Source organism: Azospirillum sp. B4, assembly GCF_000333275.1.
Taxonomy (GTDB): domain Bacteria; phylum Pseudomonadota; class Alphaproteobacteria; order Azospirillales; family Azospirillaceae; genus Nitrospirillum.
The window spans coordinates 1-16898 of sequence record NZ_BACU01000194.1 but is presented as its reverse complement, the minus strand read 5'-3'; the positions used below and the strand labels follow the sequence as shown (position 1 = coordinate 16898).

Annotated in this window: 19 protein-coding genes; 8 read left to right on the top strand and 11 right to left on the bottom strand. The window is 69.5% G+C overall.

What is annotated here, in order from left to right:
- The first annotated feature begins 114 nt into the window (after positions 1-114).
- On the top strand, positions 115-954 hold the full coding sequence (locus tag I55_RS08770) for a class III extradiol ring-cleavage dioxygenase (RefSeq protein WP_083900957.1): 840 nt from the start codon (positions 115-117) through the stop codon (positions 952-954).
- Positions 955-1033: 79 nt separating this feature from the next.
- On the opposite strand, the gene I55_RS08765 is transcribed toward I55_RS08770, so the two are convergent.
- From I55_RS08765 to I55_RS08755, 3 genes are all read right to left on the bottom strand, one after another.
- Complete coding sequence (locus tag I55_RS08765; protein WP_044560135.1) at positions 1034-1294, bottom strand: DUF2312 domain-containing protein; 261 nt, start codon at positions 1292-1294, stop codon at positions 1034-1036.
- A 95-nt stretch (positions 1295-1389) separates the two neighbouring features.
- Positions 1390-1698, bottom strand: coding sequence for a DUF1244 domain-containing protein (locus I55_RS08760; RefSeq protein WP_199902520.1), 309 nt, complete (start codon positions 1696-1698; stop codon positions 1390-1392).
- A 35-nt stretch (positions 1699-1733) separates the two neighbouring features.
- Positions 1734-2540: an N-formylglutamate amidohydrolase gene (locus tag I55_RS08755; protein WP_252181083.1), complete on the bottom strand. Its 807-nt coding sequence runs from the start codon at positions 2538-2540 to the stop codon at positions 1734-1736.
- Between the two features lie 336 nt (positions 2541-2876).
- Between I55_RS08755 and I55_RS08750 the strand changes: the two genes are divergently transcribed.
- Positions 2877-3389 carry a GNAT family N-acetyltransferase gene (locus tag I55_RS08750; RefSeq protein ID WP_049973963.1) on the top strand — a complete coding sequence of 171 codons (513 nt, stop codon included), beginning with the start codon at positions 2877-2879 and terminating at the stop codon, positions 3387-3389.
- A gap of 79 nt (positions 3390-3468) precedes the next feature.
- The gene (locus I55_RS08745; RefSeq protein ID WP_044560134.1) at positions 3469-4248 is read left to right on the top strand and encodes an alpha/beta fold hydrolase; all 780 of its coding nucleotides are present in this window, start codon (positions 3469-3471) and stop codon (positions 4246-4248) included.
- 118 nt (positions 4249-4366) lie between these two features.
- On the opposite strand, the gene I55_RS08740 is transcribed toward I55_RS08745, so the two are convergent.
- The 5 genes from I55_RS08740 to I55_RS08725 form a co-directional block, all read right to left on the bottom strand.
- Positions 4367-5344 carry an NAD(P)/FAD-dependent oxidoreductase gene (locus I55_RS08740; RefSeq protein WP_307718699.1) on the bottom strand — a complete coding sequence of 326 codons (978 nt, stop codon included), beginning with the start codon at positions 5342-5344 and terminating at the stop codon, positions 4367-4369.
- Complete coding sequence (locus I55_RS39290; RefSeq protein ID WP_307718698.1) at positions 5344-5703, bottom strand: FAD-dependent oxidoreductase; 360 nt, start codon at positions 5701-5703, stop codon at positions 5344-5346. Before I55_RS39290 ends, I55_RS08740 begins: the two co-directional genes overlap by 1 nt.
- Positions 5704-5744: 41 nt before the next feature.
- Positions 5745-7187 carry a deoxyribodipyrimidine photo-lyase gene (locus I55_RS08735; protein WP_044560133.1) on the bottom strand — a complete coding sequence of 481 codons (1443 nt, stop codon included), beginning with the start codon at positions 7185-7187 and terminating at the stop codon, positions 5745-5747.
- A 463-nt stretch (positions 7188-7650) separates the two neighbouring features.
- Positions 7651-8382, bottom strand: a complete 732-nt coding sequence (gene pdeM, locus I55_RS08730) for a ligase-associated DNA damage response endonuclease PdeM (RefSeq protein ID WP_044560138.1) — start codon at positions 8380-8382, stop codon at positions 7651-7653.
- Between the two features lie 19 nt (positions 8383-8401).
- Positions 8402-9349 carry an AraC family transcriptional regulator gene (locus tag I55_RS08725; protein WP_044560132.1) on the bottom strand — a complete coding sequence of 316 codons (948 nt, stop codon included), beginning with the start codon at positions 9347-9349 and terminating at the stop codon, positions 8402-8404.
- A 160-nt stretch (positions 9350-9509) separates the two neighbouring features.
- Between I55_RS08725 and I55_RS08720 the strand changes: the two genes are divergently transcribed.
- Both I55_RS08720 and I55_RS08715 read left to right on the top strand, forming a co-directional pair.
- A complete protein-coding gene (locus tag I55_RS08720) occupies positions 9510-9857 on the top strand; it encodes a carboxymuconolactone decarboxylase family protein (protein ID WP_044560137.1) in 348 nt (115 codons plus the stop codon).
- A gap of 100 nt (positions 9858-9957) precedes the next feature.
- Positions 9958-10371, top strand: a complete 414-nt coding sequence (locus I55_RS08715; protein ID WP_044560131.1) for a glyoxalase/bleomycin resistance/extradiol dioxygenase family protein — start codon at positions 9958-9960, stop codon at positions 10369-10371.
- Between the two features lie 38 nt (positions 10372-10409).
- Here the strand turns inward: I55_RS08715 and I55_RS08710 are convergent, their stop codons facing one another.
- Positions 10410-12899, bottom strand: coding sequence for a ligase-associated DNA damage response DEXH box helicase (locus I55_RS08710; RefSeq protein WP_044560130.1), 2490 nt, complete (start codon positions 12897-12899; stop codon positions 10410-10412).
- 81 nt (positions 12900-12980) lie between these two features.
- Here I55_RS08710 and I55_RS08705 point away from each other — a divergent pair, with 81 nt between their 5' ends.
- Positions 12981-13754 carry a 5'-methylthioadenosine/adenosylhomocysteine nucleosidase gene (locus I55_RS08705; RefSeq protein ID WP_044560129.1) on the top strand — a complete coding sequence of 258 codons (774 nt, stop codon included), beginning with the start codon at positions 12981-12983 and terminating at the stop codon, positions 13752-13754.
- A 41-nt stretch (positions 13755-13795) separates the two neighbouring features.
- On the top strand, positions 13796-14755 hold the full coding sequence (locus I55_RS08700) for a pseudouridine-5'-phosphate glycosidase (RefSeq protein ID WP_044560127.1): 960 nt from the start codon (positions 13796-13798) through the stop codon (positions 14753-14755).
- A gap of 126 nt (positions 14756-14881) precedes the next feature.
- Here the strand turns inward: I55_RS08700 and I55_RS08695 are convergent, their stop codons facing one another.
- Positions 14882-15769, bottom strand: a complete 888-nt coding sequence (locus tag I55_RS08695; RefSeq protein ID WP_044560126.1) for an NAD(P)/FAD-dependent oxidoreductase — start codon at positions 15767-15769, stop codon at positions 14882-14884.
- A 133-nt stretch (positions 15770-15902) separates the two neighbouring features.
- On the opposite strand from I55_RS08695, the gene I55_RS08690 reads away from it, so the two are divergent.
- The gene (locus I55_RS08690) at positions 15903-16373 is read left to right on the top strand and encodes an Rrf2 family transcriptional regulator (protein WP_085939970.1); all 471 of its coding nucleotides are present in this window, start codon (positions 15903-15905) and stop codon (positions 16371-16373) included.
- On the opposite strand, the gene I55_RS36945 is transcribed toward I55_RS08690, so the two are convergent.
- On the bottom strand, positions 16367-16898 hold a 532-nt coding region (locus I55_RS36945), incomplete at its 5' end, for a hypothetical protein (RefSeq protein ID WP_044560125.1). The genes I55_RS08690 and I55_RS36945 overlap by 7 nt on opposite strands.

The window sequence follows — 16898 nt, the reverse complement described above, 5'->3', positions numbered from 1 at the left end:
CAGGGGCAGCAGCATCAATACCATGAATGATGAATTGATTGCCAGTGATTGGCAAATGGTAAAGACGGGGCCATGTTGAAGGATCATCTTCTTTATCCAAAGTCCCCTCCACCCATGTCCTCCGCCCTCGCCACCGCCATTTCGTCCGCCCCCGCCGTCGGCGCGGCGGTGCGCCAGCCGGTCTACTTCATTTCCCATGGTTCCCCCATGCTGGCCCTGGAGGACAGCCCGGCGCGGCGTTTCCTGCAGGATCTCGGCCGCGAGATCCTGGCCGCTGGCGTCCCCCGCGCCATTTTGGTGCTGTCCGCCCATTGGGAGACGGCGATCCCCTCCGCCTCCCTGGCCGACCAGCCGGAGACCATTCACGACTTCGGCGGCTTCCCTCGCGCGCTGTTCGAGATGCGCTACCCGGCGCCGGGTGCGCCGGACGTGGCCCGGTCGGCGCTCGCGGCCCTGGCCACCGCCGGCATCGCCGTCACCGGCGGCCAGCCGCGCGGCCTGGACCACGGCGCTTGGGTGCCCCTGATCCTGATGTTCCCTGAAGCCGACATCCCCGTCGCCCAGCTGTCCATCCAGCCGCAACTGGGCCCTGCCCATCACCGCCGCCTGGGCGAGGCCCTGCGTCCCCTGCGCGACCAGGGTGTGATGATCATCGCCTCCGGCTCCCTGACCCACAATCTGGGGGCGCTGACCTGGGAGGGCACGGACGAGGTGGCGCCCTGGGCGGCGGCCTTCCAGTCCTGGATTCACGACAAGGTCAGCGGCGCCGACGTGGCGGCCCTGGACGACTACCGCGCCCGCGCGCCCTTCGCCCGCCAGAACCATCCGCGCGACGAGCACCTGCTGCCCCTGTTCGCCGCCGTGGGCGCCGCGTCCCCCGGTCAGCCGGGGCGCCGCCTGCACGCCACCGTGCAACTAGGGGCCCTGGCCATGGACGCCTACCGTTTCGATTGAGTCCAGGACGTGAAAAAGGCCGGGCGCCCCGCGGCGGCCCGGCCTTCCTGCCTGCTCGGGACCCGTGCGGCCCCGCGCCTCACTCCATGCCGAGTGCGGCCTTGTACAGTTCCAGCAGGGCGTCCTGCTCCTGCCGGTCGTTCTTTTCCATCTTCCGCAGGCGGATGATCTGGCGGAGGATCTTGGTCTCGAACCCGGTGCCCTTGGCTTCGGCGTAGATATCCTTGATATCGTCCGCGATGCCCTTCTTGTCCTCTTCCAGGCGTTCGATACGCTCGATGATGGAGCGCAGGCGTTCGCCGGCGATGCCGCCAACATCCGTTACCGGGGCGTCCGACATGGGGAATGCCTCTTCATTTCAAGTGGTGGTCTGAATGGTGAGGGCGCGACCTTACCCGCGCCGGTGCGCGCGGGCAAGTCTCAGTCCTTGGGGCCTCAATCCTTGGGTTTGTTCTGCTCGAACGCGGCTTTCTGTTCCGCCGTGGCCTCGCGCTGGTGCAGGCGTTTGAAGTCGTCATACGGCATGCCGTAGACGATTTCCCGCGCGGCCTCGTAATCCAGGGCGACGCCCTTTTCCTCCGCCGCCGCGCGGTACCATTTGGACAGGCAGTTGCGGCAGAAGCCCGCCAAATTCATCAGGTCGATGTTCTGGACGTCGGTGCGCTCACGCAAATGCGTCACCAGCCGGCGGAAGGCGGCGGCCTCAAGCTGCACCCGGGTGGCGTCGTCGATGTCGGGAACCATGGGATATCCTCAGGGAATGGAAGGGGGCGGCCGGCTCAGGCGCCGGCCAGCACGTGGTGTATATCGGGGTGGCCGACCAGCCGTCCAAGGGCGTCCGCCAGCAGGGACGCCCAGCGCGCCACGCCGGCGGTGTCGCCAATCAGGTCCTGCCGGATCTCGATCAGCACGCCAGGCAGGCCCGGACGGGTGGAGTGGGTATTCAGGGTATAGCCGTGGCCATCGCGCCCCGAGTAGGGGGCGTTGTCGCCCACCACTACGCCCGGCTGGGCCCGCAGCAGGTCCAGCAGCGGCAGGGGCAGACGGCCGTCCTGGTCCCACAGCACGCCCAGATGCCAGGGCCGCCGGACGCCGTCCATGACCGGCGTGAAGCTGTGGACGGAGATGATGGCGGGCACCTGCCCGGCCGCACGCTTGGCGTCCACGCAGGCGTGGACGGCGGCGTGGTAGGGATGGAACAGGGCGTCCAATCGCGCCTGGCGGTCGCTTTCCGTCAGCGCCTGGTTGGCCAGGATCGGGGTGCCGTCGCTGACGGCCGGCATCAGGGTCGGGCTGTTCAGCGGGCGGTTGAGGTCCACCACCAGCCGGGAATATCCGGCGATCACGGCGGGCGCGTCCAGGCACCGCGCGAGCTCGCGGGTCACCGCCTCCGCCCCGATGTCCCAGGCGATGTGCCGTTCCCTGTCGGCCACCGGCACGCCCAGGGTGCCCAGCCGGTTGGGCACGCGATGCGACGCATGCTCACACAGCAGCACCACGGGGGCGGCGCCGTGCGGGTTCATCACGGACACGGCCGGCGGTTCGCCAGCATCCAGAAGGGGGGCGGGGGTGAGCGACGTGTCCAAGAATGGCGTGTCCAACAATCAGGCCCGTGACAGGAAGAACGTCCCTTCAAGATAGCGGCGGCGGCGGCGGATGGAAGACCCCGGCGGCGGCATCGTGATGGCGTTCAGCGCCCTGTGGCGGATATGTCGCCTTGCGCGCCGTCGTGATAACCGTAAAAATAGCAGGCTATGCGGTTGGAACATCGCCCCTGGCGTCTTCCCCGTGCATACTCCGGATCCGTGCAGCTTTCCCGCGTTGGGGCCAGGGACCGCGCACGCTCCATTTGAATGACCGCGACCGGTGGCAGAAGGCCCCGGCCGCTGCCAAAGCCTCAGGCGAGGATAGAATTGGGCGGCATGTACCGGTCGAGCATACGCACCCCCCCTCCTGACGCCCCGGCCCCGGTCATCCGGCCCGCCGACACCACCGATGCCGATGGCATTCGTCAGGTCCACATCCGCTCCGTCCACGCCTTCTGCGCCGGGCACTATTCGCCGGAACAGCTGATCGCGCTGCTGGGCGGGCGTGAGGCGGCCGACTATCGCACCGCGATGACGGAGTGGGGGGAGCATGTGATGGTGGCCGACCAGGCCGGCCGCGTCGTGGGCTTCTCCGCCCTCTACAGCGCGGAGGTGCGGGCCGTCTATGTCGACCCGGTGGCGGCCAAGGGCACCGGTCGCCGGCTGCTGATGGAGATTGAGGGCGTGGCGCGCGACCGGGGCGCCGGCGCCTTGCAGCTCACCTCCTCCATGAACGCGGTCGGCTTCTACGAGGCCATGGGCTATCAGCGCCAGGGGCCCAAGCTGATGACCATGGCCTGCGGCACGCAACTGGCCGCGTGGGGCATGCGCAAGGCGCTCGGCCGCTAGGACCGGCGGAATCTTAACAACGGCGTGGGCGGGCGATACCTTCGGCGGCGGACCCTTCCCCAACGCCGGACGCACGCCCGTGGCCACACCCGACATCGCCATCCAGTATTTCTTTGGCCGCGACGGCCAGCGCCTGGCCTATCGTGAACTGGGACAGGGCCGGCCGCTGGTGCTGATCCACGGCTTCTTTTCCACCGCCACGGTCAATTGGCTGAAGTACGGCCATGCCGCCCGCATCGCGGAACGCGGCTACCGCGTCATCATGCCGGACCTGCGGGCCCATGGCGACAGCGCCAAGCCTCACGAGATCTCGGCCTATCCGCCCGATGTGCTGGCCGAAGACGGCCTGGCGCTGGTGGAGCACCTGGGTCTGAACGATTATGACCTGGGCGGCTATTCGTTGGGCGGGCGCACCACCATGCGCATGCTGGCCCGGGGCGCCCGGCCGGCCCGCGCCATCTGCGCTGGCATGGGTCTGGCGGGACTGACCAACACCGCCGGCCGGGGAGACCACTTCCGTCGCATCCTGACCAAGCTCGGCACGTTCGAGCGCGGCTCGCCGGAATGGATGGCGGAGGCCTTCCTGAAGACCGTGGGCGGCGATCCCGTCGCCTTGCTGAACGTGCTGGAGACCTTTGTCGACACGCCGCCGGCCGTGCTGGCCGGCCTGGACCTGCCCATCCTGATCACCGCCGGCGCGCAGGACCGCGACAACGGCTCCGCCCAGGAGCTGGTGGACGCCCTGCCCGATGCCCGCTACGTGGAAATCCCCGGCGACCACATGAGCGCCGTGACCAAGCCCGACTTGGGGGCCGCCATCGCCGATTTCCTGGCCGGCCGAGGTCAGGCCGCCGGATAGCGCACGACGGCGAAACCTTCCGCCGGGTCGGATGGCACGAAAATCGGTGGCACGAAATAGCGGGGCGTCGAACTCCGTGTCGCTGGCGGCGTCGACTGACTGCGTCACCCCGCCCCCATCACCCCGCCTCCGCCAGGCGGGCGCCGCCGCGGGGGCGGGCGTTGCGGCCGGCGGGGGACATGTCGGTGACCTGCCAGGGGCGCTGAGCGCCCATCGATTCGGCGACCGCCAAGCCGGCCGCCAGACCGTCCTCATGGAAGCCGTAGCCGCAGTAGGACCCGCAGAACCAGGTGCGGCGCACGCCCTGGATCAGGCCCAGGTCCTGCTGCGCCGTCACGGCGGCCAAGTCGAACATGGGATGATCGTAGATGAATTCCCGCACCTTGAGCGATGCGCGCGGCTCCACGATGGGATTGAGGGTCACGAACAGGGGCACCCGCTTGTCCAGTCCTTGCAGCAGGTTCATCCAATAGGTGACGGAGACCTTGGCGTCGCGGTCGCGGGTTGAATTGGCGCTGTAGTTCCAGCTGGACCAGGCCTTGGCGCGGCGGGGCATCAGGGCCGGGTCGCGGTGCAGCACCGCCCGGTTCATCTGATAGCGGAAGGCCCCCAGGACACGGCGCTCCTCCTCCGACGGGTCGGTCAGCAGCGCCAGCGCCTGGTCGGCGTGCGTCGCCACCACCACCTGGTCGAAGCTGCCGCTCCAGCCGTGCGCGTCCTGGATATGGACGGCGCTGCCCGTGCGCCGCAGGGCGGAGATGGCGCGCCCGGTGTGCACGTGCCCCTCCAGGGAGCGTGTCAGCCGGGTGACGTAGCTGCGGCTGCCACCCGTCACCGTGCGCCACTGCGGCCGCTCTTTCAGCTTCAGCAGGCCGTGGTTGCAGAAGAAACGCACGAAGCTCTGTACCGGGAAGGACAACATCTCCCCGATGGTGGAAGACCAGATGGCGGCCCCCATGGGCAGCAGGTGGTCGTAGATGAAGCGATGGCCATAGCGCTGCGCCACCAAATATTTGCCCAGGGTCATGGCGGCGGCCGACGGCTGGTCCAGCAAGGACGGCGCCGTCTTGTAGAAGCGCAGGATGTCCCGCAGCATCAGGTGGTAGTGGGGGACAGCAGGTTGCGCTTCTGCGCGAACATGCCGGCCAGGTTGGTGCCGGAATATTCCAGCTTCCCGCGGTCCAGCGTGACGGCGAAGGACATGTCCGACGCCTGGGTGGGCACGTCCAGGTGGTCGAACAGCGCCACCAGATTGGGGTAGGTCGCGGCGTTGTAGACGATGAAACCCGTGTCCACCGGCAAGGGGTGGGCACCCCGGCCCGGCACGTCCACCGTGTTGGAGTGGCCGCCTGGCGTGCCGTTCTGTTCGAACAGGCTGACGTCATGGCCTTGGCGCGCCAGCAGCCAGGCGCAGCTCATACCCGTGATGCCGGCACCGATGACGGCGATCTTCATACCCGCACTCCTTCATCGCTGGGCGCATTTAACCCGAGCTATTAGCCGTTGTCGTCCTTGATCGCGGCGAAAGTGTCCAGCGCGCGCTGCCGCGCCGCCTTGTGGTCCACGATCGGATGGGGATAGTCATGGCCCAGCCGCACCCCGGCGGCCCGCAGGGTGACGGGGTCGGCCATCCAGGGCTGGTGCAGCACGCGGTCCGGCAGGCCCGCCAACTCCGGCACCCAACGGCGGACATATTCGCCCCTGGCGTCGAATTTCTCCCCCTGCAGCACGGGATTGAACACCCGGAAATATGGGGCGGCATCGGCGCCGCAGCCGGCGATCCATTGCCAGCTGGCCGCATTGTTGGCCAGGTCCGCGTCCACCAGCGTGTCCCAGAACCAGGCCTGGCCCGCGGTCCAGGGCAACAGCAGATGCTTCACCAGGAAGGACCCCACGATCATGCGCACGCGGTTGTGCATCCAGCCGGTGGTCCACAATTCGCGCATGCCGGCGTCGACGATGGGATAGCCGGTGCGGCCCCGTTGCCAGGCCGCCAGGTGGCCGGCGTTCCCGTCCCAGGCGAACGCCTCGAACCGGGGGTTCAGGGGCTGTTCCGGCAGGAACGGGAAATGGTAGAGCAGGTGATGGCAGAATTCGCGCCACCCCAGTTCCCTCTGGAAGCTCTCCACGCCAATGCCGCCGCGCCCCTCCGTGGCCGCCCAGATCTGGCGGGGGGAGATTTCGCCGAAATGCAGGTGCGGAGACAGGCGGGAGGTCAGGGGCTGGGCGGGATAGTCGCGGCCCTCGGGATAGCGGTCCACGGCGTGGGCCAGGAAATCGGTCAGCCGCCGGGTGGCGTCCCGCTCCCCCGGCGTCCAATGGTCCCGCAGGCCCCCGGCCCAATCCGGCCGGGTCGGCAGTAAAGCCCAGTCGGCCAGGCGGTCGCCGGCGGGGGGTGCTGCCGGTGCCGTCAGCCGCGTCGGCGCAGGTAAAGGCGGGCCTGGCTCCAGCCCCTCCCGCACGCATCTCCAGAAAGGGGTGAAAACCTTATAGGGGCCGCCGCTGCCGGTCTTCACCGTCCACGGCTCGGCCAGCAGGGCGGCGTTGAAGGTGTCGACGGCGATGCCGTCCGCTTTCAGGTCGGCCTTCAGGGCGCTGTCGCGGGCGATGGCATGGGGCTCATAGCACCGGTTCCACACCACCGCGTCGGCCCCGACCTCCCGCACCAGGGTTCGCAGCGCCACGTCCGCCCGGCCGTGGCGCAGAACCAGGGGCGCCCCAAGGTCACAGAGCGCGCCGCCCAGCGCCGACAGGCTGTGGTGCAGCCACCAGCGCGACGCCCCGCCGGGCGCCCAGGGGCCGGCGGTCTGGTCGTCCAGGATGTAGAGGGGGACTACAGGCCGGCCCATCCGGGCGGCATGGGCCAGCGCGGGGTTGTCGGCCACACGCAGGTCCTGGCGGAACCAGACGATGACGGGAGCGGCGGAGGCGTCGGACATCAGGCGGACCCTGGGGACATCAGGCAAACCCTGGCATTTTGGTGAGGGCTGGCATGCGCTGGCAAGAGCGGTGGGCTGTGAGCGCTACAATAGCGGGCAAGAAGAAATATCGCGGGCGGGTGCCGCCATGGGCCACCATGCCGGTTCTGGCAGGATGAGGGACGTTGTGACGCAGGACGAACCGCGTATGACAAAAGATACGTACCCGCCCATCCGGTGGATCACTCCCGGTGAAATCTATTCCCCACCCTATCCTGATGTATTGGCGTGCTTGTTTTTCCCGGAGGTGATCCTATCTGAGATCATGTCCGCTCGATGATCCAGTGTACCGGTTCCCCCATCCCGGCCTGGCTGCGCACCCCCCAAAGCGCGTTCAGCGGACGACCTAAGGGCGGCCCGGGTCCCCCCATCCCCGGGCCGCCCGTTTCCTTTTCGGGGACTCCTCCCAAGACCGTGATGGTCGTTAAGTGCCGGTATCCGCCAGGTCGGTCCCCAGGATGTGGGCCGAGTGGAAGGCATAGCCGCGGTCCCGATGCAGCAGCACGATGCTGAAGGTGTCGGGGAATAGACGACGCAATGCCGCTTCCCGCACGTCCAGCCCGCCGGTGTAGGCACCGAAGGCCGGCAACACCAGGCGTCGCCCGTCGGTGATGAAGCAGCGGCCACCCACCCGCCGCGCCCGCGTGGGCACGCTGGCCTTGGGGTGGTAGTGACCCGAGACTTCACCCGCCGGATTTCCCTCCTCCGCCTCATGCCGGAAGACCAGCGGTCCTTCGATCCAGTCGGCCACCACCTGTCCGCCCCAGTCCGGCGGGGGGGCCGGGTCATGGTTGCCCACCACCCACAGCCACTCACGGCCCTGGATCAGCGCCGCCAAGCGCCGGCCGTCCCCAGCCGACACCCGGTCACCGGCGCGGCCGTCGTGGAAACTGTCGCCCAGGCACAGCACGCGGGTGGGTGACAGCCGGTGGCAGACGGCCTCCAGCCGGGCCAGGGTGGCGGCGGTGTCGTAGGGCGGTAGCAAGGCGCCGCGCCGGGCGAAGGCCGACCCCTTCTCCAGATGCAGGTCGGCCACCACCAGCAGGCCGCGATCCGGCCAGAACAGGGCGCCGCTGGCATCCGCCAGCACCGTGGCCCCGTTCACGGTCAGGGCGGTCTGGTCGCCGGTATGGCCGGTGCCGAAACGGGCGTTCATGCGAAGCGAGATCCCCAGATCATATGGCGCGGGCGGCATCCCGGTAATCGCCGGGCGCCGCGTTATACTGGCGTTTGAAGGCGCGGCTGAACGCGCTTTCCGATTCATACCCCACCCGGGCCGCCGTCTCCGCCAGCGACAGCCCCTCCGCCACCAGATGGCGCACGGCCAGCGTCATGCGCACCTGGGCCAGGAAGGCCAACGGGGCGGGGGCGCCGGCGGCGCGGAAGGCGCGCACCAGGCTGGCGCGGGAAAGATGGGCGGCATCCGCCAGTTCGTCCAGGGTCCAGGCGCGTGCCGGGTCGCCCACCAGGGCCGCCACCACGCGCGCCGTCGCCGGCCGGGCCAGCAGTCCCACCACCTCCGTGCCCTCGCCATGGCCCTCCAGATGGCCGCGCAGGATCATGGTGAACAGGACGCGGGCGAGGTCCGTGGCGATGGCCCGGCCGCCGGGGCGCGGCTCCGCCACCTCGTCGCGCAAGGTCTCCACCAGGCGGGCCAGGCGGCGGCCCCCGCCCTTCAGGTGCACGGCGTCGGGCAGCAGGGCCAGCAGCGGGTTGTCCGCCACCCGCTCAAAGGCGAATCGCCCACAGATCAGCTCCAGCGCCGGGGCGGCGTCACGTTTGCCGGCCAGGTCGCTGGTGCGCCGCACCGCCACCACGCCGTTGTCCTGGCTGGCCAGCGTTGTTGCCGCCGGCGCACCGGGGCCCGGGCTGTGCACCGTGTGCGGCGCGCCGTGGGGCAGCAGCAGGACATCGCCCGCCGCCAACGTCAGCGTGCGGCCGGCGTCGGGCAGGCTGACCCGGGCCTCCCCCGCCAGGACGATGTGGAAGGGCGCCCAGCCCGCGCCGTCCCGCCGGTGCGGCGCCGACCAGCCAGGCCCGAACAGGCAGTGCTGCTCCACCTGCGGGCGCACCTGGATCAAGGGGGCCAGTTGGCTCAACACATCATCGTCGCTGGCGTTCATGGCGTTGGTTTCATCCGGTCGACTTGATCCGCGCGGTCACAACCTCGATCCGCCCGGGCATTCAGCGCCGGCGGGTCCGGCGGTACCTTCTGTCCATCGGTTCACACCGGGACGCGCCGCCAAGCGGCCTTCCCCCAGCGGTCAAAGGACAGACACCATGATGCTCGATTGGAACCAGTATCGTCAGCAGATTAAGGCCGGCGTCGGCGAATACGCCAAGATCAGCCCGGAAACGGTGAAGGGCTATGTCGGTCTCAGCAACGCCGCCAACGCCACCAACCACCTGGACGCCAAGACCCGCGAGCTGATCGCCCTGGCCGTGGCGGTCACCGCCAAGTGCGACGGCTGTATCACCGTCCACACCGACGCCGCCATCCGCCATGGCGCCACCAAGGATGAGATCGCCGAGGCGCTGAGCGTGGCCATCGCCATCGGCGCCGGCGCTGCCCTGGTCTACACCACCCGCGTCCTGGACGCTTACAACCAGCATCCGTCCACCCAGGGCTGATACGGTCATCTTCCAACAGCGGCGCGGGAGCGATCCCCGCGCCGCTTGCGCTGTGGCCCGGCGGGCACCCATAGTGTGACGGTCTTAAGGGAGGACCGCCATGACCCTTGGCGCGCTGGGAATGACGCCTTTGATCAGCGTCTTCGACATGCCGACCGCGGTGAGGTTTTACCGGGAGATCCTCGGATTCGACCTGGTATCCGCCTCACCGGAGGTGCAGACCCGCGAAGGCACCTTCTCCCATTGGGTCTGGCTTCGGCATGGACAGGCGCAGCTCATGTTGAACACACAGTTCGACTCGAACGAACGGCCTGAGGAAAACGATCCGGCGCGGGTGGCTGCGCACGGCGATACGGTGCTCTACATCGGTTGCGCCAATGTCGACGACGCTTTCGATGAACTCACGCGGCGCGGCCTTCGTGCCGATGCCCCAACCATGGCGCCCTACGGGCTGAGGCACTTCAGCACCAAAGATCCCGACGGCTATATCATCGTTTTTCAGGAGGCCCGTTAGCGCCGGGGTGGATTCCTTTTGCCCAAAACCTCGCGGCCTCAAAAAGGCAGCAGCCCCTGGCCTTCACGCATGGACTTGGGCAGGGCCTCGGCCGCCAACTCCTCGGCGGCCTCCTGCAACAGCACCTCGTCCGCCCGGCCGCCCACCATGACGCGGCCGATCTCCAGCAGCACGGGCACGGCCAGGGGGGAGATGCGGTCCAGCGCCATATGGCGGATGTGGCCCTTCACGCGGGCCAGCATGTCGCCCAGGCGGCGCACGTCGGTCAGGCCCGCGGCCGCTTCGGCCCGGGTGGCCCGCAGCAGCAGGTGGCCGGGGTCGTGGCGGCGCAGCACGTCGTAGATCAGGTCGGCGCTGACCGTCATCTGGCGCTTGGTCTTCTCCTCCCCCGGATGACGGCGCTCCAGGGTGCCGGCGATGGTGGCCACGGTCTGGAAGGTCCGGCGCAGCATGCTGGATTCGTCCATCCATTCCTCCAGGTCGTCGCCCAGCATATCTTCCGCGAACAGGGCGTCCATGTCCGTGGCGGTGTTCAGCGACCAGATGGCCAGGACGTAATCGGTGGCGACGAACCCCAGGGGGTGCAGGCCCAGCCGCTCCATGCGGCGGGTCAGCAGCATGCCCAGGGTCTGGTGGGCGTTGCGGCCCTCGAAGGTGTAGGCCACCAGGAACTCCTTGCCGCCGCGCGGGAAGGTTTCCACCAGCAGGCCGGTACGGTCAGGCAGGGCCGAGACATAGCGCTGGATGCGCAGCCATTCGGCCACCTCCGGCGGCAGCTCCCGCCACTGGCCCGGGTCGGCCAGCATGGCGCGCACGCGGTCGGCCAGATGGGTGGTCAGCGGCAGGCGACCGCCGGCGTAGACCGGCACCTTGGGTTGCCCCTGGCCACCCTTGGCCACGATGGCGGCGTTGTCGCGCATGCCGACGAAGCGCAATAGCTGGCCGCCGAAGATGAAGGTGTCGCCGGGCACCAGGCCCTGGATGAAGTACTCTTCCACATCGCCGATGGCGCCGCCGTTGGCCATGCGCACCTTGACCGTCGGCTCCTCCACGATGGTGCCGACGTTCAGGCGGTACTGCCGCGCCACCTGGCAGTTGGCCAACTGCCACAGCCCGTCCTCGCGGCGGCGCAGGCGCTGGAACCGCTCATAGGCCCGCAGCGCGTAGCCGCCGGTGGCGACGAAATCCATCACCTGTTCGAACCCTTCCCACGTCAGGTGGGCGTAAGGGGCGCAACTGCCGACCTCCGCGAACAGGTGCTGGGCGTCAAACGGCCCGGCGCAGGCGGTGCCGACGATGTGCTGGGCCAGCACCTCCAGCCCGCCGGGGCGCGGCGGGTCGCCGTCCAGGGTGCCGGCGTGCACGGCGTCGATGGCGGCCTTGCATTCCAGCACCTCGAACCGGTTGGCGGGCACCAGCAGCGCGCGGGAGGTCAGGTCGATGCGGTGGTTGGCGCGGCCGATGCGTTGCAGCAGGCGGCTGACCCCCTTGGGCGCGCCGATCTGCACCACCAGGTCCACCGCCGCCCAGTCGATGCCCAGATCCAGGGAACTGGTGGCCACCACGGCGCGCAAGGTGCCGCGCGCCATCGCCGCCTCCACCTTGCGGCGCTGTTCCGTGGACAGGCTGCCATGGTGCAAGGCGATGGGCAGGTTGTCGGTGTTCACCCGCCACAGCTCCTGGAACACCAGTTCCGCCTGGGCGCGGGTGTTGACGAAGATCAGCGTGGTGCCGCAGGCCTTCACCTGTTCATAGACGTCCGGCATGGTCTGCAGGGCCATGTGCCCGCCCCAGGGAATCTCCATGGTCAGCAGGATGCCGACCTCCGCTGGGGCGCCGGGGGCGCCGCGCACGATGTTCACTGGCACCGGCGGCGCCACGGGATGGCCGGGCAGGGCCAGGTAGTCGGCCAGGGCCTGCGGGTGCGCCACGGTGGCCGACAGGCCCACGCGCCGCGCGTCCGGCGCCAGGCTGGCCAGGCGCGCCAGGTGCAGGGCCAGCAGGTCGCCGCGCTTGGACCCGGCCAGCGCGTGCAGCTCATCCACGATGACGGTGCGCACCGTGCCGAACAGCGTCGCCGCTTCCGGATAGGACAGCAGCAGCGCCAGGCTTTCCACCGTGGTCATAAGGATCTGCGGTGGGTGGGCGCGCTGGCGGCGGCGCTTCGCCTCCGGCGTGTCGCCGGTACGCGTCTCCACCCGGATGGGCAGGCGCAGTTCCGCCACCGGCTGTTCCAGGTTGCGGGCGATGTCCACCGCCAGGGCCTTGAGCGGCGAGATATAGAGGGTGTGCAGGCCCTCGCGCGGCCGTTCCGACAGGTCGATCAGGCTGGGTAGGAAGCCCGCCAGGGTCTTGCCGCCGCCGGTGGGGGCGATCAGCAGAGTGTGTTCCCCCCGCCGGGCGGCGCGCAGCATCTCCAGCTGATGGGGATGGGGGGTCCAGCCGCGATGGGCGAACCACCCCGCGATGTTGGCGGGCAGCGGGTCAGGTTCGGCGTCGAGGCCAGGGATTAGCGCGACAGGCGGCATGTCCTCAGGATATATGAGGTTCTGGCCCGGGACCCAAGGGATGGTGCCGGCATGACGCGCGAATAATGGGAAAAGTCCGACATGACCGAGCAAAGGAACGGCCCGCTGGGGCTGATTTGCGCCATTCCGGAGGAGATCGCCCATTTCGGTGCGCATTTCCAGATGGCGGGCACCACGGCCATCGCGGGCTTCACCTTCCAGCGGGGCACCATGGACGGCCGTGAGGTGGTGCTGGTGGAGGCCGGGATCGGCAAGGTCAACGCCGCCGTCGTCGCCACCCTGCTGCTGCAGGTGTTCGGTTGCCGCGCCCTGCTGTTCTCCGGCGTGGCCGGTGGTGTCGACCCGGCCCTGGCCATCGGCGACGTGGTGGTGGCCACCCGCCTGGTGCAGCATGACTACGGTGCGCTGGCCCAGGGCGAATTGAAGGTCTATCAGCCGGGCGTGCCGCCCCTGCCGGGTTTCGACGAGGCCCATGGCTATGACCTGGACAAGGGGCTGGAGGCCAAGGCCCGCGCGGCGCTGGACGGCCTGGCGCTGCCGGCCCTGTCGGCGGCGGCCACGGGTGGCGAGGCGCGGGTGCCCGGCATCCACTTCGGAACCGTGCTGACGGGCGACCAGTTCCTGAACTGCGAGACCTCGCGCGACCGGCTGTTCCGCACCTTCTCCGCCCAGGCGGTGGAGATGGAGGGGGCGTCCGTGGCGCAGGTGGCGACGCGGTGGGGCGTGCCCTATCTGGTGGTGCGCAGCCTCAGTGACCTGGCCGGATCCGACAGCCACATGGACTTTCCCGCCTTCTGCCAGGCGGCGGCGGCCGGCGCGGCTGAGCTGATCCGCCGGCTGGCGGCGGTACTGTAACGCCCGGCAATTGAGGGCGGATTCGAAAAACGGGGGCGGGCATGCTGGACTATTGCGTGATCAAGGCGGAGGTTTCGGCGGCCATCAAGGCCGGCCGGGCCGTCGTCGCCCTGGAATCCACGGTGATCAGCCATGGGCTGCCCTATCCCGCCAATATTGAGGCGGCCAAGGCCATGGAGGCCACGGTGCGGGCCAACGGTGCCGTGCCCGCCACCATCGCCATCCTGGACGGCCGCATCCGCGTGGGCCTGGAGGCGGAGGATTTCGAGCGCCTGGCCGCCGGCGGCATCCGCAAGGTCAGCCGCCGCGACCTGCCCCTGGTGCTGGCCGCCGGCGGGGATGGCGCGACCACCGTGGCCGCCACCATGATCGCCGCCCGCCTGGCCGGCATCGCCGTCTTCGCCACCGGCGGCATCGGTGGCGTGCACCGGGGAGCGGAGACGACCCTGGACATCTCCGCCGACCTGGAGGAACTGGCCCGCACCGACGTGGCCGTGGTCTGCGCCGGGGCCAAGGCCATCCTGGACCTGCCCAAGACGTTGGAGTACCTGGAGACACGGGGCGTGCCGGTGGTGGGCTACAGTACCGACAACTTTCCCGCCTTCTACACCGCCAACTGCAACCTGCCGGTGGACAGCCGCTGCGATTCGGCCGACGACGTGGCGCGGGTCCTGCGCGCCAAGTGGCAGTTGGGCCTGGGCGGCGGCGTCCTCATCGCCGTGCCCATCCCGGAAGAGGCGGCGCTGGACGCCGAGGCGACGGAGCAGGCCATCCGCCTGGCGGTGGCCGAGGCCGAGGGTCAGGGCGTGCGCGGCAAGGAGCTGACGCCCTTCCTGCTGTCCCGCCTGGAGCAGTTGACCGAGGGCGCCAGCCTGGTGGCCAACCGCGCCCTGCTGCTGAACAACGCCACAGTGGCCGCCCAGATCGCCGTCGCCTACGCTACCCTGCGCCGGGAAACGACCTTGCCGCGCCGGCCGCCGGGCAAGCGGGCTTTATACTGAAAACAGCGGGCGTCCTCCCGCTGCTCCTCCCGCAAAACCTCGGCGGCCCCCATTCCCATCCGTAGGGTCGCGGCCTACCCGCCACGGTTGGGAAGCGGGGCAGAGCCACGAGTCTGGCAATGAACATCACGCCGTGAAGATCAGCGAGCGGTGCGCGGCGACACCGGCCATGGCGCCGCTGGCCACAGCCAGGGATACCGAACCCGCCAGGCGGGCCACGTCGCCACAGGCGAAGACGCCGGCGACGCTGGTCTGCTGCATGGCGTCCACCTGGATGCACTGGCCCAAGGGGCCGTCCTCGATGTCCACGCCCAGCTCGGCGGCCAGCGGGCCGGTGATGCGGGTTTGAGCCAAGGTGAAGACGCCAGCCAGGGGAACGGTGCGCCCATCGGCCAGGCGGAGGTCGGCGCCGTCATCGTAGAAGCCGGCCACCGGCGTGCGTTCCAACACCACGCCGCGCCGGTCCAGCTCCGCCAATTGGGCGGCGTCGGGTTCGAAGGCGCTGTTCAGGAACAGGGTGGTGGCGCCCCAGTCGGGCAGCATCTGGGCGTGGTGCAACGACATCGGCCCGGTGGCCAGCACGCCGATGGGACCCTGATCCAGCTCATAGCCGTGGCAGTAGGGGCAGTGGAAGACGTGGCGGCCCCAGCGCTCCGCCAGGCCCGGCACCTCCGGCAGGTTGTCGGTCACCCCGCTGGCTAGGATCAGGCGAGCGCCGGCCACGGGGCCGCCCGTGGTCTGCACCACGAATCCCTGTTCATCCCCGGCAACGGCGATGGCCGCGCCCTGCAGCATCTCCACCGTGGCGTAACGCGCCAACTGGTCGCGCGCCGTGGCCACGATCTGGCCGGGGGCCGCGCCATCCTGCCCCAGAAAGCCATGGGAGGCGATGGCGAAGCGGTTGCGCCGCTGGCCGGCGTCGATCACCAGCACGCGGCGGCGGGCGCGGCCCAGCTGTAATGCGGCCGAAAGGCCGGCGTAGCTGCCGCCGATGATGATCACGTCATAAGGCATGGTGGCTCTCCATTGGTGTTCGTAACTCTGACTATTACGATTCAAGCTGGGGCGTCAAGAGACATGCCACTGTGACAGTTGCGAATAGGGGCGACGCCCGTTACGCTGGGCTGTCACGGAAAGGAATCGGGTTTTGAGCAGGGATTCGCGGCTGGCGCGCATGGCGCATGTCCTGGTGCATATGGCCTGCAATGACGGGGCGGCCACGTCGGACACCATCGCCCGCATGCTGAGCACCAACCCCGTGGTGGTGCGCCGAACCATGGCGGGCCTGCGCGACCGGGGCTATGTCACCTCGGAAAAGGGGCCGCGCGGCGGCTGGCGCCTGAACCGGCCCTTGGAGGGCCTGACCCTGCTGGATGTGCACCGGGCGCTGGAGCCGGCCTCCGTCTTCACCATCGGCCCCACCGCCGACCATCCGGAATGCCCGGTGGAACATCTGGCCAACCAGGCCATCGTGGGGGCGCTGGCCCAGGCCAACGCCGCGCTGGAGGCGGCGCTGGCCACGGTGCGCCTGTCCGACATCCTGGCGCAGGGTCAGGCGCTGCGGGCGGCCCAGGACCAGGGCCGCCCGCATCAGTGTCCCAATACCGCCGCTCAGTAAGCCGGTACAGGCCCCCGGCGGCGCAGATGGCTGACCAGGCCGCCCACGCCCATCAGCAGCAGGCCGAACTTCACCAGGCCGCCGACGAAGGGAACCAGCTGCAGCACGGCAAGGATCAGCACCACCAGGGCATAGCGGCGGATGCGGTCGCCCGGGCTGGTCGGCGGCCCCCGGCGCTGGGTCACCATGTCGGCCAGGGCGAAGCCGGCCAGCGGCATGGCCACCATCAGCAGCAGGACATAGGCGAAACCCAGGACCAAGGCCACGGGGATGCCGATGATGGTGATGGCGCAAACGATGCCGATCACCGGCACCAGGGCCAGGACCGCCATGCCGGTCAGCGCCGCCGGCCCAGGCTCGCCCGCGATGCCGGCGGCCACATTGGTCACGACGCCGGGGAACAGGATGTAGAGCACGGCGCCCACCAGCAGCATGCCGACGGCGAAGCTGATCATGCCGATGCCGCCGAACCAGGGCGTCCAGATGTGCCAGCTGCGATGATGACCCCGGCCGTCATCCTCGTTG

Bases quoted from the DNA above. Each gene is read 5' to 3' on its own strand.
- I55_RS39290 (WP_307718698.1), bottom strand. From the start codon at position 5,703: ATGAAGATCGCCGTCATCGGTGCCGGCATCACGGGTATGAGCTGCGCC.
- I55_RS08720 (WP_044560137.1), top strand. From the start codon at position 9,510: ATGCTCGATTGGAACCAGTATCGTCAGCAGATTAAGGCCGGCGTCGGC.
- I55_RS08765 (WP_044560135.1), bottom strand. From the start codon at position 1,294: ATGTCGGACGCCCCGGTAACGGATGTTGGCGGCATCGCCGGCGAACGC.
- I55_RS08710 (WP_044560130.1), bottom strand. From the start codon at position 12,899: ATGCCGCCTGTCGCGCTAATCCCTGGCCTCGACGCCGAACCTGACCCG.
- I55_RS08725 (WP_044560132.1), bottom strand. From the start codon at position 9,349: ATGAACGCCAGCGACGATGATGTGTTGAGCCAACTGGCCCCCTTGATC.
- I55_RS08715 (WP_044560131.1), top strand. From the start codon at position 9,958: ATGACCCTTGGCGCGCTGGGAATGACGCCTTTGATCAGCGTCTTCGAC.
- I55_RS08705 (WP_044560129.1), top strand. From the start codon at position 12,981: ATGACCGAGCAAAGGAACGGCCCGCTGGGGCTGATTTGCGCCATTCCG.
- I55_RS08760 (WP_199902520.1), bottom strand. From the start codon at position 1,698: ATGGTTCCCGACATCGACGACGCCACCCGGGTGCAGCTTGAGGCCGCC.
- I55_RS08695 (WP_044560126.1), bottom strand. From the start codon at position 15,769: ATGCCTTATGACGTGATCATCATCGGCGGCAGCTACGCCGGCCTTTCG.
- I55_RS08700 (WP_044560127.1), top strand. From the start codon at position 13,796: ATGCTGGACTATTGCGTGATCAAGGCGGAGGTTTCGGCGGCCATCAAG.
- I55_RS08735 (WP_044560133.1), bottom strand. From the start codon at position 7,187: ATGTCCGACGCCTCCGCCGCTCCCGTCATCGTCTGGTTCCGCCAGGAC.
- I55_RS08750 (WP_049973963.1), top strand. From the start codon at position 2,877: ATGTACCGGTCGAGCATACGCACCCCCCCTCCTGACGCCCCGGCCCCG.
- I55_RS08770 (WP_083900957.1), top strand. From the start codon at position 115: ATGTCCTCCGCCCTCGCCACCGCCATTTCGTCCGCCCCCGCCGTCGGC.
- I55_RS08740 (WP_307718699.1), bottom strand. From the start codon at position 5,344: ATGCTGCGGGACATCCTGCGCTTCTACAAGACGGCGCCGTCCTTGCTG.
- pdeM (WP_044560138.1), bottom strand. From the start codon at position 8,382: ATGAACGCCCGTTTCGGCACCGGCCATACCGGCGACCAGACCGCCCTG.